The sequence below is a fragment of the Chitinophaga pinensis DSM 2588 genome (assembly GCF_000024005.1).
Lineage (GTDB): Bacteria > Bacteroidota > Bacteroidia > Chitinophagales > Chitinophagaceae > Chitinophaga > Chitinophaga pinensis.
On sequence record NC_013132.1, the window covers coordinates 8,677,220 to 8,695,425 of the forward strand.

The 18,206-nt window shown below is 46.8% G+C and carries 11 protein-coding genes; 10 read left to right on the plus strand and 1 reads right to left on the minus strand.

What is annotated here, in order from left to right; all coding sequences use genetic code 11:
• Positions 1-416 precede the first annotated feature (416 nt).
• From pckA to CPIN_RS34335, 4 genes are all read left to right on the plus strand, one after another.
• On the plus strand, positions 417-2,018 hold the full coding sequence (gene pckA, locus CPIN_RS34320) for a phosphoenolpyruvate carboxykinase (ATP) (protein WP_012794494.1): 1,602 nt from the start codon (positions 417-419) through the stop codon (positions 2,016-2,018).
• Positions 2,019-2,174: 156 nt separating this feature from the next.
• A complete protein-coding gene (gene folD, locus CPIN_RS34325) occupies positions 2,175-3,059 on the plus strand; it encodes a bifunctional methylenetetrahydrofolate dehydrogenase/methenyltetrahydrofolate cyclohydrolase FolD (RefSeq protein ID WP_012794495.1) in 885 nt (294 codons plus the stop codon).
• Positions 3,060-3,189: 130 nt separating this feature from the next.
• Positions 3,190-3,819, plus strand: coding sequence for a 7-carboxy-7-deazaguanine synthase QueE (locus CPIN_RS34330; protein WP_012794496.1), 630 nt, complete (start codon positions 3,190-3,192; stop codon positions 3,817-3,819).
• A 78-nt stretch (positions 3,820-3,897) separates the two neighbouring features.
• Positions 3,898-5,793, plus strand: a complete 1,896-nt coding sequence (locus CPIN_RS34335) for an OmpA family protein (RefSeq protein ID WP_044220389.1) — start codon at positions 3,898-3,900, stop codon at positions 5,791-5,793.
• 219 nt (positions 5,794-6,012) lie between these two features.
• Here CPIN_RS34335 and CPIN_RS34340 read toward each other — a convergent pair whose 3' ends face one another.
• Complete coding sequence (locus tag CPIN_RS34340) at positions 6,013-6,831, minus strand: 5'-nucleotidase, lipoprotein e(P4) family (RefSeq protein WP_012794498.1); 819 nt, start codon at positions 6,829-6,831, stop codon at positions 6,013-6,015.
• Between the two features lie 55 nt (positions 6,832-6,886).
• Here CPIN_RS34340 and dprA point away from each other — a divergent pair, with 55 nt between their 5' ends.
• From dprA to CPIN_RS34370, 6 genes are all read left to right on the plus strand, one after another.
• The gene (dprA, locus tag CPIN_RS34345) at positions 6,887-7,999 is read left to right on the plus strand and encodes a DNA-processing protein DprA (protein WP_044223142.1); all 1,113 of its coding nucleotides are present in this window, start codon (positions 6,887-6,889) and stop codon (positions 7,997-7,999) included.
• Between the two features lie 1,262 nt (positions 8,000-9,261).
• Positions 9,262-10,734 (plus strand): IMP dehydrogenase, encoded by a 1,473-nt coding sequence (guaB, locus tag CPIN_RS34350; RefSeq protein WP_012794500.1) that lies wholly within the window; start codon positions 9,262-9,264, stop codon positions 10,732-10,734.
• Between the two features lie 279 nt (positions 10,735-11,013).
• Complete coding sequence (gene lnt / locus CPIN_RS34355; protein WP_012794501.1) at positions 11,014-12,630, plus strand: apolipoprotein N-acyltransferase; 1,617 nt, start codon at positions 11,014-11,016, stop codon at positions 12,628-12,630.
• Between the two features lie 43 nt (positions 12,631-12,673).
• Positions 12,674-13,459 (plus strand): alpha/beta fold hydrolase, encoded by a 786-nt coding sequence (locus tag CPIN_RS34360; RefSeq protein ID WP_044223145.1) that lies wholly within the window; start codon positions 12,674-12,676, stop codon positions 13,457-13,459.
• Positions 13,460-13,461: 2 nt separating this feature from the next.
• Positions 13,462-16,116: a T9SS type B sorting domain-containing protein gene (locus CPIN_RS34365; protein ID WP_148230692.1), complete on the plus strand. Its 2,655-nt coding sequence runs from the start codon at positions 13,462-13,464 to the stop codon at positions 16,114-16,116.
• Between the two features lie 156 nt (positions 16,117-16,272).
• Positions 16,273-18,201 (plus strand): PKD domain-containing protein, encoded by a 1,929-nt coding sequence (locus CPIN_RS34370; RefSeq protein ID WP_012794504.1) that lies wholly within the window; start codon positions 16,273-16,275, stop codon positions 18,199-18,201.
• Positions 18,202-18,206 lie beyond the last annotated feature (5 nt).

Here is an 18,206-nt window from a genome sequence, read left to right on the forward strand (position 1 = left end):
ATGTAGTCAAACTGTTAATGTTTGGATGCCGTTTGGCCGTCGCTGATTCGTCGCTTGTTCGTCCACTCTTCGTCCACTCTTCGTCCGGCGACTTTTTACCAGTCATTTTAACTGGTACCGGATAAAGCCGGCCAGATTTTCTCACGGAAAAAGAACGATTAATAATAACAAATATAGCATAACATCTACCGGACTGTAATATAATGAAATATGCAGGGGCTTTCCCGGGATTAAGCGTATCGTACGCACTTAATTTTTTACGCATTCCTGCAAAACAGACAGATCCATTTTAGAAATCTATCAAACAAACAACCATTTAGCAGTTACATTTTCTAAATTTATTCAAAACTGCGGGCTTTAATTTGATAATATCAAAAAAGCACTAGATTTGCTTACTACACCAAAACAATCTTACCATGCAAGTTAGCAGTGTAAGGAATCCTGTTGCCGACCTATTAGAGCTGGGTATACGGCAAACGAGTCATATTTTCTATCAACTGGAGCCAACAGAACTTATTTCACAAACTGTGGCTCTCGGACAGGGCGCTATCCTCAGCAACGGCGCCCTCGCAGTGAACACCGGACAATTTACCGGAAGATCTCCTAAAGACAAATTTATCGTAAAAGACGCGCTCACAGCGTCTACTGTCAACTGGAACGATTTTAACATTCCTTTCAGCCCGGAAAACTTTGACAAACTGTATGACCGGATCACCCGTTATTTTGCGGGTAAAGATGTCTGGATGCGGGAAGGTTACGCCTGTGCAGATCCCTCCTATCGTGTCAACATCCGTGTCATCACAGAATCACCCTGGGCGAACCTGTTTGCCTACAACATGTTCCTGCGGCCCTCAGAGGAAGAACTGGAAGACATTCACGCAGACTGGACCATCATCCAGGCGCCGGGATGTCTTGCAGATCCTGCCACTGACGGTACCCGCCAGTCTAATTTTGCGGTGGTCAACTTCAGCCGTAAAATGATCCTTATCGGCGGTACTGCTTACACCGGTGAGATCAAGAAAGGAATTTTCACCATTCTCAATTATGTTCTGCCACACGAACATGGCGTACTGAGTATGCACTGTTCCGCCAACCTGGGCGCCAAAGGCGATACCGCCATTTTCTTCGGATTAAGCGGTACGGGTAAAACAACGCTCAGCGCAGATCCAGACAGACGACTGATCGGGGACGATGAACATGGCTGGTCTGCTGACAATGTCTTCAACTTCGAAGGAGGTTGCTATGCCAAGTGTATAGACCTCAGCGAAGAAAAGGAACCACAGATCTTCCATGCCATCCGCGAAGGTGCACTGCTGGAGAATATTATGTGCCATCCAGGTACCAGCGACGTTAATTACGCCGACAAGTGTATCACGGAAAACACAAGGGTATCCTATCCCCTCCATTATATCGATAACGCCGTTATACCTTCAGTAGGTGGCGTACCGGATAATATATTCTTCCTGACCTGCGATGCATACGGCGTACTGCCGCCTATCTCCCGGCTCACGCCTGAACAGGCGATGTACCAGTTTATCTCAGGTTATACTGCCAGGGTAGCGGGTACAGAAACCGGTGTTACAGAACCAACAACTACATTCAGCACCTGTTTCGGAGCGCCTTTCCTTCCGTTGCACCCGGTGCAATATGCATCTCTGCTGGGCGAGAAACTGCGCAGTCATAAGGCGACAGTCTGGTTGATCAACACCGGCTGGACCGGTGGCTCCTATGGTACCGGTCAGCGTATCAGGTTGTCCTATACCAGGGCCATGGTAAGCGCCGCACTGAACGGACAGCTGGATAAACTTGCTTATAAAGATCATCCCGTTTTCGGCGTCTCTATCCCCGAATCCTGTCCGGGCGTGCCTTCCGAAATACTGGATCCGCGCAATACCTGGGCTGATAAATCCGCTTACGCCCAGCGGGCTAATGAGCTGGGTGTGAAGTTTGTACGCAATTTTGAGAAATATGCGGCACAGGCAACACCTGAAATTTTATCCGCGTCTCCAAGAATTTAATTATATTGGGCAACCTTAGCCTGCCTTTAAAATTTCCACTACTATTACAAGTTCTGATATGTACAGGTTTTCCTGTAGCAAAACAAGTAACCTATTCATTATTTATGGCAGGGAACTTGTTTTGCAGAACTTGAAAGGAAATACCTACCTTTGCGAATGCAAATTTTAGACGGTAAACTTGTTTCAGCGGCTGTTAAAGCCCAATTGGCAGATAAGGTAACTGAATTGAAAGCGTTGGACAAAAAAGTCCCTCACCTGGCAGCCATCCTGGTAGGTAATAATCCCGCCAGCGAAACTTATGTGGCATCAAAGGTTAAATCCTGCGCCGAAATTGGTTTCCACTCCACCCTTTTACGTTTCGACGAGAAGATTTCTGAAAAACACTTACTGGACAATATCACATTGCTGAATGAAAATGCAGATATTGACGGTATCCTCGTACAACTTCCTCTTCCAAAACATATCAACGAAGAACTGGTGATCAACGCCATTGATCCCAGCAAGGACGTAGATGGTTTTCACCCGATGAACGTAGGTAAAATGGTAATCGGATTACCTACCTACATTCCTGCGACTCCTTATGGCATCATGCTGATGCTCGAACACTACAACATTCCTACAAAAGGAAAACATGCAGTAGTGATCGGACGAAGCAACATCGTAGGTACGCCTATGAGCGTCCTGCTGAGCCGTAACGCAAATCCGGGTAACTGCACCGTAACGCTTACACACTCCCAGACCGCTAATCTGAAAGAGCTTTGCTTACAGGCAGATATCATCGTTGCAGCCATCGGTCGCCCGAACTTTGTAACCGCTGATATGGTAAAAGAAGGCGCTGTTGTGATCGATGTAGGAATCAATCGTATCGAAGACGCAAGCAAAAAGTCTGGCTTCAGACTGGTAGGCGACGTAGACTTCAATGCAGTAGCACCTAAAACCAGTTTCATCACACCGGTTCCGGGAGGAGTAGGTCTGATGACCATTGCAGCCCTGCTGAAAAACACATACAACGCTGCAAGCCAGAAAGTAAATATGAATTAATTAATATCCTGTAAAACGCTTAACGCCTTTTGCAATGCCAGGATAGGTTCGCTGCCCCACTACAACGGGTAAGAGAATACTGCCGACGGCAAAGCGCGTTAAGCGTTCTGCATTTTCGTAACTTTGTAACATGTCAACTATTACAGCCGATACCGCCACATCTCTTCAGCTTCCTGTTATGGAACGTTTCTATACCCTTCAGGGGGAAGGCAACTACCAGGGACAGGCCGCTTATTTCATTCGCCTTGGCGGATGCGATGTAGGCTGTCACTGGTGTGACGTAAAAGAAAGCTGGGATGCTTCCCGGCATCCGCTGATCGCCATCAGCGAACTGGTGCGCGACGCTGCTGTACATCCGGGTCGTATTGCCGTTATTACCGGTGGTGAACCCCTGATGCATAACCTCGATCCACTGACCGACGCCCTCCACGCAGCAAGCTTCCGTACACATATGGAGACCTCCGGCTCCTCTCCGCTCAGCGGCCATTGGGACTGGATTACCTTGTCTCCTAAGAAGTTCAAAGCCCCCTTACCTGAAGTATGCGAGGTGGCCCACGAACTGAAAGTGGTGATCTTCAATAAAAGCGATTTTGCCTGGGCAGAAAAATATGCTGCACTGGCTGGTCCGCATTGTAAACTATACCTCCAGCCTGAATGGGAGAAGTCCGCTCAGGTCACTCCCCTCATCATTGATTATATCAAGGAAAATCCAAAGTGGCAACTCTCTCTGCAAACGCATAAATACATCAATGTTCCCTAAGATCCACATCCATACATCATTTTAACACATTACATTTGTGCTTTTTTTCATATATTGGCGCTCAAGCCAATCTAAGTTATGATGAGAGTCCTCTTATTGATATGCTGTTGCTTAGCGTTAGGCCTGGAGATGAATGCCCAGGTGATAACCTATGACAATGCAAAGAAAAAAGCACAGAAAAGTTTTGATGATGCTCAGATGGCCGTAAGGGAATATCGTATGCTGGATGCGATTGATCTGCTGAAAGACGCTGTAAGACAGGAACCCGGTTTTACAGATGCTTATGGACAAATGGTGATCACCTACGTAGAGCTGAAAAAGTACAAAGAAGCAATCATTAATTTCGAAACACTTAAAAGCCTGGACAGCCCTTCTATCCGGCCTGCACTGCTGGCCTACTCCAAAGCGCTGGCAGGAGAAGGACGTTTCGCAGATGCACTCACTGCTGTTACCATCTATAGTCAGACCGGTAAGACAAGAAGTGAGAAAGCAGAAGCCCTGATCAGAACCTATACTTTCGCTGCCAAAGCAGCTGCCAAACCGGTTCCTTTCAAACCAAAGAACCTGGGAGACAGCGTCAACAGCAAAGACCCTGAATATTTTCCTTCGCTCACCATTGACGGTCGTATGCTCGTCTTTACACGGCGTGTAAATAGCAAAAACGAAGATTTCTATGTATCCGAAAAAGACGACAGCCTTGGCTGGATGCCGGCTTACAGTATCGGTGCACCAGTAAACTCTGCTAATAATGAAGGCGCTCAGAACGTATCCCTGGATGGTAACATGCTGGTATTCACCGGCTGCGACTTTCCTGGTGGTAGAGGAAGCTGTGATATCTACTACACTATCCGTACAGAAGAAGGCTTATGGGTTGATCCGATGAACCTCGGTTCTCCTATCAACACCCGTGCATGGGAATCCCAGCCAAGTCTGTCTGCAGATAAACAAACCCTTTACTTTGCCCGTGAAACACAGGATGCAGGTTCTGATATCTTCATGAGTAAAATGCAACCTAACGGTAAATGGGGTTATCCGGAAAGACTCGATTCCAATATCAATACAACCGGACGTGAAGCAACGCCTTTCATACATCCTGACAACCAGACCCTGTACTTCTCCTCCAACGGACACCAGGGTTTTGGCGATATGGACATTTTCGTATCCCGCCGTCAGCCTGATGGTAGCTGGGGACCAGCCGTTAACTTAGGTTATCCTATCAATACAGCTGACGAAGATGCAAGTCTGATTGTAGCTGCGGATGGTAAAACGGCTTATTTCGCTTCCGACAGATCTGATAGCCGCGGACAACTGGATCTCTACAGCTTCGAACTATATCCGGAAGTAAGACCATTGAAAACACTCTACGTAAGTGGATTTGTTTATGATGCAAAAACCCAGAAACGTCTGATAGCCAATATCGAAACTTACGACCTTTCAACAGGGCAGGTAGCAGCAACTATCCGCACAGACAAAGTAGGTAATTTCATGGCGCCGTTACCAACCGGAAAAGACTATGCTTTCAGCGTAAACCGCAAGGGTTATCTGTTCTATTCAGATAATTTCTCGCTGAAAAACGTCTCTCCTGATTCATCATTCTACAGAGAAATTGCTTTACAGCCACTGGATACAAGTGCAGTACTCGTACTGCATAACATCTTCTTTGATACCCGACAGTTCGCGCTCAAAACAGGTTCTGAACTGGAGCTGAACAGACTTGTCGCATTACTCAGAGAAAATCCGACCGTTACAATTGAAATCAGCGGTCACACCGATAATATCGGTAATACCAAAGACAACGTATTACTGTCTGAACGTCGTGCGCAGGCGGTTGTGAAATACCTGGTAGATAAAGGCATTGCTGCTGAAAGATTACAAGCCAAAGGTTATGGAGAAACTAAACCGGTGGCGGATAATATGACAGCTGCAGGTAGAGCGGAAAACAGAAGAACGGAGCTGAAAATTCTTACTTTGTAAGCATTCAATCAGGCATCAGAATTTGCGTTAGCTGATTTCTTTCGCTGCAACTAACGACTGATCAAACTTTAAGACTTTAACATAATAAGAACGGCGCTTCAAATCACTGAAGCGCCGTTCTTATTATGTTAAAATATAGCTACTGATCATCTTAATCCTGTCAACCCGATCAACGCTACATTCCTAAGCCAAATGTTGAATGATGAATGCTTAACTGTCTTAATAATCTTTCAATTGCTTCTTCAACAAAGAATCCATCTCCCCTGCCCTACGCTTATAATTATACTCAAACATGGCAGGCAACCAATCACCATACATCGGATTGGGCAATACAATAAATCTGTTACCAAAATCAGCAGCGGATTGTTGTGTGAATGCCGTGCGTTTATCCACAGGTTGCTTATCAAATATCTCTGCAAAGTCGCCTAAATTATCTCCCATCAGCAATATGATCTTATGCGTTTGTGCGACCTGCGCACGACGACTTTCCTTTCCTGATCCAGAAGTTTTTAACAACAGGTGTTCATTATCTGCATCCGGAAAATGCCAGCGTTGCAGATTCTGTAAAGTAACGTTACGTTCTGTTTCTGCACGGTTGCTGATATAAAACACATGCACGCCTTTAGTTGACGCGTATTGCAAAAAAGACAATGCGCCTGGCACTGTATCCGCACTCGCTTTTGCCGTCCATTCTGCCCATGTTTTTTCTGAGTAACCGTGGCCTTTCAAGGATGTATGCACTGTATACGGACTGTTATCCAGTACGGTTTCATCAATATCCGTTACAATCGCCAATGGCTGTGAGGCGGACTGTGACAAACTTTCATCCAATCGTACCCTGGCGATATTATATGCCTGAAAACACAGCGCTTTATACTCTGATGATCGTTGCTGCCACAAAGCGGCCCAGGCAGGACCATAAGGTTGTAATACGGTAGCAGGTGCAGCTGGTGTGGTCGCAACAGGCGACTGTGTTGTTTTGCAGGCAATCATACCGGCAAAGAATACACATGTGAGTAAAATATTTTTGTGTTGCATGGGAGTAATCAGAAGATGTTTTAACTTAGATATGTTAACCGCAAAAATAAGCAATATGCAGGAGGAATTACGCCACCAGATTGCACTTACACAAATTCCACAGATAGGAGATATTGTCGCAAAAAAATTACTGGCACACTTCGGTTCAGCCAGTGAGGTACTGAACGCTTCGAGAAAAGAACTCGGGAATATTCCTGACATCGGCATTGTCAGAGCGGATGCGATCTTTCAATTCCGTGACTACAGAAAAGCTGACAAGGAAATTGACTTCCTGGAAAAACACAACATCCAGGCGATCTTCTATACAAGTACAGCTTATCCGAAAAGGTTACATCATTGTGCCGACAGTCCGGTAATGCTATACTATAAAGGCACTACCAACCTGAATGCAGCCAGGATGGTCAGTATTGTCGGTACCCGCACACCCGGAGAATACGGCAAAAACATGTGTGCACAACTGGTAGAAGCACTCACCTCACACAATGTAGTGATCATCAGCGGAATGGCTTATGGCATTGATATCATCGCACATAAACGCGCTGTACAACAGCGTATTCCAACAATAGGCGTACTCGCTCATGGACTGGATCGTATCTATCCGCAGCAGCATAGAAGTACAGCCATGGAAATGATCGATAACGGTGGACTGCTCACAGAATTTCCCAGTTACACACAACCAGACAGACAGCATTTCCCAATGCGCAACCGCATCGTAGCTGGTATTGCAGACGCCACTATCGTTATTGAAAGCGGTACACAAGGAGGTTCGATGATCACTGCGGATATTGCGAACAGCTACAACAAAGATGTATTTGCCATTCCGGGCCGCGCTAATGATCCACACGCCGCTGGTTGTAATGAACTGATCAGGACCAACAAAGCCATGCTGATCACCAGCGCCACAGATTTTTTACAGACAATGGGATGGCATACTGACAACACCCCATCTGCTGTAAAGTTCAATCCGCAGAAAGAATTATTTATCACACTCGATGATGCAGAAAAACATATTGTTACACTATTCAGTGGCGATGCAGAAAAACACATCGATGAACTGCGCAAAGAAAGTCATCTTCCCGGCAGCCAGGTAAATTCACTGGTCCTAAAACTAGAAATGCGGCACGTTTTAAAAAGTCTGCCCGGACAGAAGTACCAACTTGTCAATTGATATCTGTGTTCAATAGATATCTCTATTCAATAGATATCTGTATTTAATAGATATCTGTATTCAATTCATATTAGTATTCATTTGACATCCATATTCACCTGATATCATTATTCATTGTCTACAGATATCACCATCCACTGTCTACAGATTACCTGCGGATCACCTGCAGATCAACCACAACTCCCCCTGTATTCACTTTAATCTGCCTATCCGGAGCAACACAGTATCTCCGGAACGATAACGCTTTGCCCTCTCCCAGCCCCACATCTTGATCACACTATATCAACACTATCAAACCGTACCAAACCACATATCTCCCGCCCATAACTCTCCCCTCACAAGCCCCAAGAAACACAGGAACTAGCGAAGGCATTCAGATGGTAAAGCGGACCTTAGCCCGTCCCCTGCATACAGCTAAAGCACACCCAAAGCCCCACCCATAACCCATCCTCCCAAAGCCCAATCATGTACTTAACGGGCACCAGTCCGCGACACCATCTGAATGCAGCAGCGTATCCCCCTGCCCACAACTCTCAACCACCCCAAAGCCCCAAGAAACGCAGGAACTATCAAAGGCATTCAGATGATAAAGCGGACCTTAGCCCGTCCCTGCATACAGCTAAAGCCCACCCAAAGCCCCAACCCATAACCCATCCTCCCAAAACCCAATCATGTACTTAACGGGCACCAGTCCGCGACACCATCTGAATGCAGCAGCGTATCCCCCTGGATACAGCTAAAGCCCACCCAAAGCCCCAACCCATAACCCATCCTCCCAAAGCCCAATCATGTACTTAACGGGCACCAGTCCGCGACACCATCTGAATGCAGCAGCGTATCTCCCTGCCTACAACCACCACCACCAACCATCTCCCGATATATTCATTATACAGATAACAAACAATTCCCGATATATAATAAAGCAGCACACTCCCAACCTATACCATTGTATTCCAACACAATAACTACATTTCTCCGTATTATCCCCTTACTACACCGCAATTACGCCGTTACCCCTTCGTTCATCAACGAATAAATAACGGCGTAATAGCGGTGTAATAAGGATATAATCGAAAGAACCATTCATTTTAACGAAGAATCGGTTAACCAACAATTAACAATACAAGCCCGCCCTGCCATCCACCGCATTCCACCCACACAAAACATCGTTAATCACATTCCTTTGCAGCAACATTTTTCTATTTCCCTAAATAGCCGTACATTTGCGTGCAATTATTTAATAACTGACAAATAGTTGCAACATGCCTGCCGGAAAATCAAAACCGAAATTTGTAGAGGACGGACTTACCTTTGATGACGTACTCCTGGTTCCAGCCTACTCTGAGGTGCTTCCCAGAGACGTAAACATCTCAACGCAACTTACCAAAAACATACGCCTTAACATACCGATGGTCTCTGCGGCCATGGATACTGTTACTGAAGCTAACCTGGCCATTTCACTGGCTCGTCAGGGTGGCATTGGTATTCTGCATAAAAATATGAGCATTGAGAAACAGGCAGAACTGGTGAGAAAAGTAAAGCGCAGTGAAAACGGCCTTATTCTCGATCCGGTTACCCTGCATGCCAATGCGACAATAGGAGAAGCACTCCGCCTGATGAAAGAAAACAGCATCGGTGGTATTCCTATTGTGGATGCAAACAGCAAACTGGTTGGTATCCTCACTAACCGCGACCTGCGTTTCGAAAGAAATCACAAACGCCTGGTTAGCGAAGTTATGACTACTGAAAACCTGATCACTGCACCCGAAGGTACCGACCTGAAGAAAGCAGAAAAGATCCTTCAGCAGAATAAAATCGAGAAACTGCCGGTAGTTGCCAAAAACGGTAAACTGGTAGGACTCATCACTTACAGAGACATTTTACAGGTATCCAACTATCCTAACGCAGTAAAAGACGCTTATGGCCGTTTGCTGGTAGGTGCTGCACTGGGTATCACTCCGGATGTTCTCGACAGAGCACAGGCACTGATCAATGTAGGTGTGGATGTGGTTTGTCTGGATAGCTCACATGGTCACTCCATCGCAGTTATCAACAGCCTGAAAAAACTCAAAAAAGCATTCCCTAAACTGGAAGTGATCGCTGGTAACGTAGCTACAGGCGAAGGTGCAGCAGCACTGGCTGCCGCTGGCGCTGATGCGGTTAAAGTAGGTGTCGGACCAGGTTCTATCTGTACAACCCGTGTTGTGACAGGTGCAGGTTTCCCTCAGCTGTCTGCCGTATTGCTCGCTGCTGAAGCACTGAAGAAAACAGGCGTTCCGGTGATCGCTGATGGTGGTATCCGTTATACAGGTGATATGGTGAAAGCCCTGGCAGCAGGCGCTTCCTCTATTATGGCTGGTTCTATCTTCGCTGGTGTGGAAGAAAGCCCTGGAGAAACTATCATCTACGAAGGCCGTAAATTTAAGTCTTATCGTGGTATGGGTTCTCTGGAAGCAATGGTAGAAGGTAGTAAAGACCGCTACTTCCAGGAAGAAGACGATATCAAGAAACTGGTACCGGAAGGTATCGTAGGCCGCGTTCCTTATAAAGGACTCCTGTCTGAAGTAATTCAGCAGTTCGTTGGTGGTCTGCGTGCCGGTATGGGTCTTACCGGTTCTAAAGATATTAAAGCATTACAGGCAGCACAGTTCATCAAGATCTCTCCTGCTACTGTAAAAGAAAACCACCCGCACGATGTGGTGATCACAAAAGAAGCACCGAACTACAGCAAATAATCTTTTGCTGACAACCGATGGTGAACAAGCAATAATGTACTGAAGTGATTGATGTGTGATAATATACAGTTGACAGATAATTGACGATTGACCATCGCAGTTCACAATAATGATAAAGCCTCCTGACTTGAGCAGGAGGCTTTATCATTATTTAATAATTTATTTGCCCGAGTACTTTTATATTCGCTCTTTCCCGACCTGCCAGGCAGGCGATCTGACAACAATAACTATGGTCATCCATGCACCTGCATAGAGGTCCGCTCACAAAACAACTCGACTATGAAACGCTGGTTACCCATACTATTAAGCCTTGCCGGTGCATTGCTGTTATGGGCCGCTTGGCCAACCGCGCCCTTTACCTTCCTGATATTCATCGCATTTATTCCGCTGCTGCGGTTGGCGGATATCGTACCACATGGCGGACGCTTTTACGGATGTATTTTCCTGGCATTGTTCTTCTGGAACCTCGCTACCACCTGGTGGGTAGGTAATACCACCGTACCTGCCAGCGGACTGGCTGCAAACCTCATTAACACATTGGTGATGAGTGTTCCCCTCATGGGATACCATCGCTCAAGAACGAGATTAGGCAGAACAGCCGGCTATTTTGCCCTGATAGTATATTGGTTGACGTTCGAATTTGTGCACCTGAACTGGGAATTCAGCTGGCCATGGCTCAGTCTGGGCAACGTATTCGCTATGCATCCCTCCTGGGTACAATGGTATGAATATACCGGCGTCAGTGGCGGTACATTATGGGTACTGCTTGCGAATATCATGATCTATGAAACCTGGCGGCAGCGTAAACAATACGCGGTACCTTTTTCAACATTCCTGTGGAAAACAGCCTGGAAACCTGCTGCATTGATCATTATTCCCCTTCTGCTCAGTTCTCTGATACAATATAGTTTTAAAGTACCTGCCGGTCCTACTGCCAAAGTGGTGATCGTGCAACCAAATATTGACCCTTACGACAAATTCGCAGAAGAAAACGAACAGGCACAACTGGATAAACTGCTGTCGCTTTCCGCAAAAGAAACGGACAGTACGACTAAATATATCGTCTGGCCGGAAACGGCTTTATTCACACGCGGGGTATGGGAGCATAAACTGGCGTATGAAAATGAAACAGAGCGGATCAGACAATTCCTGCGCAGCCATCCACAGGCAACGCTGATCAGCGGCGCTACTACCCTGAAACGCTATGATGTGGTGGACGAAGCGCCCGTGCTGTCGCGTAGTGCGGAAGACGGCAACCTGCGTTATGATGTATTCAACAGTGCTATACAACTGGATACATCTTACGCCGTACAGATATATCATAAGGCTAAACTGGTACCGGGCGTAGAACTGATACCCTATGCCCGCTATATGTCTTTCATGAAGTCACTGGCACTGGATATGGGCGGTATCAGCGGTGGATATGGTCTTACACCCGGTGTAGCACTGCTGGAAGACGTCCACACTCATATTAAAGTATTACCTACTATCTGCTACGAATCAGTGTATGGAGAATACGTTGCAGAACATGTAAGACGCGGCGCCAATCTGCTGTTCATCATTACCAATGATGGCTGGTGGGGCGATACGGAAGGCCATCGTCAGCATGCACAATACGCCCGACTTAGAGCTATTGAAACCCGCCGCTGGGTGGCTCGCAGCGCCAATACCGGTATCTCCTGCGTAGTAGATCCGATGGGCAGATTGCAGCAACCACTCCCCTACTGGAAAGAAGGAGTTATCTCCGCTACTGTAACACCAGGCGATACTTTTACGTTCTATGTAAGATTCGGGGATCTGATTTCCAAAGCAGCCATCGTATGCTGTCTGATGATCATTTTATATAGCTATTATCTGAAATTCACCAGAAAGCTGAAGCTCACAAATGGCAATTGAGCACATCGTATTTCGTCGTTTGCAACTAAAAAAATTAATTCTCGTGTCAAATAAACCTTCAACCCAAAATAACAATCTAAAGGAAAAGCCGGCTGTGCTGTTAATCCATGGTTTTTCTGAGAATAACCAGATTTGGCAACATCAGCTGGATACCTTGAGCGAACAGTTTTATGTGATCGTACCCGATCTTCCGGGTACCGGCAATACGCCAGTCACCACTCCGCTGAGTATGGAAAGTATGGCCGATTATGTATACGGTCTTTTGCAGTCAGAAGGTATATCCAGGGCAACAGTGATCGGACATTCCATGGGGGGATATGTAGCCCTTGCACTGGCAGAGAAGTATCCTGCACTTATACAGGGACTGGGTTTATTCCATTCCACTGCCGCAGCAGATACAGAAGAAAAAAAAGAAGCCCGCCGGAAATCAATAAATATGATTGAGAAGTATGGCAATGAAGCTTTTGTAAAACAGACAATGCCTAATATGTTCAGCCCTGCCTATAAAAAGCAGCATCCTGAACAAATTGAGTCGTATATTCAGATGTGTTTGCAGTGCCCGCAGTCGTCGCAGATCGCTTATTACGAAGCAATGATGCAACGCCCGGACCGCACCGCAATCTTATCATCTGTCACCGTGCCCGTGTTGTTTGTAATCGGAAAAGATGATACAGCAGTACCCATGCAGCATGTGCTGCCGCAGGTTTCCACACCACGCATCAGCAGCATTTACATCTTTGAAGAAACGGGACATATGGGCATGTGGGAAATGCCCGAAGCCAGTAAACAACTGCTAGAACAGTTTATTCTTTTTTGCCAACACTATTGAATGTGAAAAGGACCCTTAGACTATTGCTATTTATTCTCCTGATTGGAAACGTTACGAAAGCCTCCCACATTATCGGAGGTGAAATGTTTTATAAGTATGTTTCCCGCAATACAACTGATAATACGATTACCTACCAGGTAACGTTAAAGCTGTTCCGTATCTGCGGCAGCGGACAGAATATAGCAGAGTTGCCCGATAAGGTCTACTTCTCCATTTTCAATAAAGCCAGCAACACACCTTTCGATGCACCACTGGTAAGCAGGGCCACCAAAGAAACAAAAAACCTCGGACAGGTAGATCCCTGTATCGTGAATCCACCGGATATCTGTTTCCAGATCGGTACCTATATTCACAATATCACAGTGCCGGTTACCGGTAGCGGTTATGTGGTGTCTTTCCAGAGCTGCTGCCGCGATAACTCTATGCAGAATATCGTGGATACACGTAATCCGAATAATGAACAGCAATTCCCTGGCAACGGTGCCACCTACTTCACCGAATTACCAGGATCAACAGGTATTCTGGATAACTCAAGCCCTTACTTCGCAAAAGATGAAGCAGTACTGGTATGTGCTAATAAGAAATTCTCCTATGACTTCTCTGCCATAGATCCCAACAGCGACAGCCTCGTATACACCTTCTGTGATGCATATGGCGGTGGTTATACCACCAACCAGACAGGTATCCCCAACCCTTCTGATGCACCGCCTTATAACTTTATTCCATATAAGAGTCCATTCACCGGATCAACTCCGCTGGGTATCGATGCAGTCATTGATCCGAAAACAGGGGTGATCTCCGGTATCGCTCCCAATGCCGGTAAATATGTGGTGACCGTCTGCGCCTCCGAATATCGCAATGGCACACTACTCGGCATCCACCGCAAAGATTTCCACATCAACGTCACTACCTGTGTGCGGGAAGTAGTTGCCGCCATGCCGGAGAAATATAATGACTGCTCCGGTTATACCGTCACATTTATCAACAATAGTACAGAAGGTAAAACCTATGACTGGGACTTCGGCGATGGTCAGAAAGTAACGACCACCAGCACGGCCGACTTACCACATACCTACACCCGGGACGGCACTTACACCGTGAAACTCTGGGTAGATAAAAACAGTAATTGCGGCGACAGCGCAACCGCAACAGCCTATGTATACCCGATGCTGCGGCCAGATCCCCGCATCAGCGGATTCTGTACCAATACAACGACTGTGTTCACCGATCGCTCTACCACCTCCAGCGGCACTGATGCCATCAATTATTACCGCTGGGATTTCGGTAATGAAGCAACTGACGCCGACACATCCCTCCAGAAGAACGCAACTTATCAGTATCCTGGCCCAGGTAACTATGACGTAGTCCTGCAGATAAAGACCGTACAGGGCTGTGAACGTTTTGATACGACCAATATCATTATATATGATAAGCCACCGTTGAATACGACTCCGGATACCCTCCTCTGTATCCGTAACTCCCTGCAGTTATTTGCAGAAAGTCTGGTAGATGGGAATGTGGTAACGGGTACCTACACCTGGACACCAACCTATAATATCACAAATGCCAACACGGCGACGCCTACCATCTCACCGAAAAGAGATACGACCTACACCGTGACATTTACAGATGCTACTGGTTGTACCAATTCCAGACAGGTGGCAATAGATGTAAGAGATACGCTTGTGATCAGAACCATCGCCGACAGCACCGTATGTACCGGTGATGAAGTGCATTTACGTGCCTTCCCTGATGGGGATTACCCGCTTACCTGGCACAATGCGGCCACCAATACGATAGTAGGAGAAGGTCTTGTACTCAACATCGTTCCTCCTTCACCTGCAGTTACATACACCGTACGTGGAGAACTGGGTAGCTGTGACGGCTTCGATAATGTAAAACTGACTGTCGTAGATCCTCCGGCTGCTTACGCAGGAGAAGATACTACCATCTGTTATGGAGAACAGGTCATCCTGCGGGCATCAGGCGGCAGCAGCTATCAATGGTCGCCTACCACAAACCTGAGCGCACCAGGAAGCGCCAATACCGCTGCAAGACCTACGGACACTACACGATATATCGTTACCGTTACGGACGTACTGGGTTGTCCCAAACCGGTGAACGATACGATACAGATCAATGTAGTGCCGCCGGTACCTGCCTTCGCCGGTAATGATACCATTGCCATCCTGAATCAGCCATTCCAGCTGAATGCCTCTGGTGGTACCTCTTATGTGTGGACGCCAACCGACGGACTGGATCATCCGAATGTCTATAATCCGACTACGACCATCAATCACGATTTTACTTATACCGTAACCGTCTATACGGCTGAAGGTTGTGTAGGCCGGGATAACATCAGAATCCGCTTTATCGCAGGACCGGATATCTATGTTCCGACCGGATTCTCACCTAACGGAGACGGCCAGAACGATATCTTCCGTCCGCTGCCTGTCGGAATTGTACAGATGGACTTTTTCAGAGTCTATGACCGCTGGGGAAAACTGATGTACAGCACTGACAAGTATATGCAGGGATGGGACGGCTACTTTAATGGCTCACCCGCCGCCGTTGGTACATACGTTTGGGTAGTCCAGGGTAAAAATGTCAACGAGGAAACGGTAGTAAGAAAAGGTACAGTGACACTGGTCAGATAGAAAAATCTACATCTAATTACATACTTTCAATTGTAAAGAACTATTCTACAGATAGTTCTAAAACCCGCGTGTACACTGGAAAAAATGATTGTTCGTACGGCATTTTTTTTGTAAATTCCTATACGAAAGTCATTTTACAGATTTGCACCCCTTTGAATGTACAGATTCCTTATTCTGGCTATTTGCTGCACCTTTGTCCACGTTAGAGCAGATGCTTACCATATAATTGGCGGTGAGATTTACTACACTTATGTGGGGACTGCGGGAGACGGAATATTCCGTTATGAAATTGTGCTCAAATTATACCGGGACGCAGACTTTACCTGCGGTCCCATACAGGGTTGTATCGACCACTTCGAAGACCCTGTACCTATCAATATATACAACGGCAGCGGACAACGCATCACCAACGCCCTGCAGTTGTATATCAAACAAACCAAACCCCTCCGGGATACCCTCAAAAATCCCTGCCTCGCCCCCCGAACGCAAAACCTCGAAGTCGCCTATTACAGAGATACCGTTGAACTGCCGGCAAGTCCGGGCGGTTACTACGTCACTTATCAACGTTGCTGCCGTGGGGAAAAGCTGGTGAATATATATGACTCCGAACATGAAGGGTCCACTTTTTATACCGTCATCCCAGGCACCGACAAACGGGCGACCAACAGCAGTACGCGTTTTAATCACGACGGCGCTATCGTCATCTGTAACTCCCTGCCATTTACCTTTAATTATTCCGCTACCGATCCTGATGGCGACAGTCTGACCTACATGCTTTGCAGCGCGCTCACCGGGGGCGCCACCCGTAGCGAAGCTATGTCTACGACACCGCCACCATACACCAATACCGTCAATTACGTATCCCCTTATTCCGGCGCTAATCCCATGGGCGGCGCCCCACAGATATCTATTGACAACAATGGCATACTACGCGGTACGCCAAACCGGGAAGGCAAATTCGTGATCTCTGTTTGTGTCAATGAATATGACCGCCGTACAAAAATCCTCCTGGGTACACACCATAAAGACCTCCTGCTGACTGTCTTTAACTGTAAGACCAATATCAAGGCGGGTTTTCCTTCTGTGCTGATGAACTGTGTAGAAAACCCCGATCTCGCTGTCACTATTCCCAATTATAGCAATGCCGGATTTACCTCCGCCTATTACTGGGAATTCGGAGACGGTACCGATACCGTTACTTTCGATAAAACCGTCTTCTCTCACCAATATCCGGATACCGGCATTTATAAGGTTAAACTGGTCGTAAATCGCGGTTTATCATGTACCGACAGCGTAACGGGCTTTGTGCACAATTATCCCGGTTTAAAAGCCGATTTCACAATGGAAGGATTGTGCCGGGGAGAGCCCATCCGCTTCAATGATGTTTCTTCCTACAGATACGGAAAAATCACCAGCCGCCGCTGGGACATCGGTGTAACCGATGCACCGCAGTTTGCCAGTGCCGTCAGTACACAACTGAACTACGTCTACCAGGATGGAGGGGCCTATACGGTCACACTCAAAATACTGACCGACCGATCGTGCAGCGCCGAACTCGCCAAAGAAATCACGGTATATGAAGTCAATCCTTCTGCCGGCAATGATACCATCCTGGCCAAAGGACAGAAATTGCAACTCAATGCCAGTGGTGGAGAGTTCTATGCCTGGTCGCCTCCACAGGGACTAAGTAATGTCAATATCGCCGATCCGTTTGCCAGCGGTGATGTGGATATGACCTATCTGCTGAAAGTCTCCAACTCACAAGGCTGCGTCGGTTACGACTCCATCAGCGTGAAGTACTATGCCGGTCCTGAAATATATATCCCGACCGCCTTCAGTCCTAACGGCGATGGGCAGAACGACCGCTTCCGCTTCATTCCGGTCGGCATCACCGAATATGAATATTTCCGCATCTTCAACCGCTGGGGACAAGAAATCTATTCCTCCACCGACTTCCGCCAGGGATGGGATGGCACCATCAAAGGAGCACCTGCGCCTGTAGACACCTACATCTGGATACTTGCCGGAAAAGATTTAACCGGTAAAAGTATTTTAAAGAAAGGCACAGTAACTTTGGTGAAATAAAATCG

Bases quoted from the DNA above. Each gene is read 5' to 3' on its own strand.
- pckA (WP_012794494.1), top strand. From the start codon at position 417: ATGCAAGTTAGCAGTGTAAGGAATCCTGTTGCCGACCTATTAGAGCTG.
- folD (WP_012794495.1), top strand. From the start codon at position 2,175: ATGCAAATTTTAGACGGTAAACTTGTTTCAGCGGCTGTTAAAGCCCAA.
- CPIN_RS34330 (WP_012794496.1), top strand. From the start codon at position 3,190: ATGTCAACTATTACAGCCGATACCGCCACATCTCTTCAGCTTCCTGTT.
- CPIN_RS34335 (WP_044220389.1), top strand. From the start codon at position 3,898: ATGATGAGAGTCCTCTTATTGATATGCTGTTGCTTAGCGTTAGGCCTG.
- CPIN_RS34340 (WP_012794498.1), bottom strand. From the start codon at position 6,831: ATGCAACACAAAAATATTTTACTCACATGTGTATTCTTTGCCGGTATG.
- dprA (WP_044223142.1), top strand. From the start codon at position 6,887: ATGCAGGAGGAATTACGCCACCAGATTGCACTTACACAAATTCCACAG.
- guaB (WP_012794500.1), top strand. From the start codon at position 9,262: ATGCCTGCCGGAAAATCAAAACCGAAATTTGTAGAGGACGGACTTACC.
- lnt (WP_012794501.1), top strand. From the start codon at position 11,014: ATGAAACGCTGGTTACCCATACTATTAAGCCTTGCCGGTGCATTGCTG.
- CPIN_RS34370 (WP_012794504.1), top strand. From the start codon at position 16,273: ATGTACAGATTCCTTATTCTGGCTATTTGCTGCACCTTTGTCCACGTT.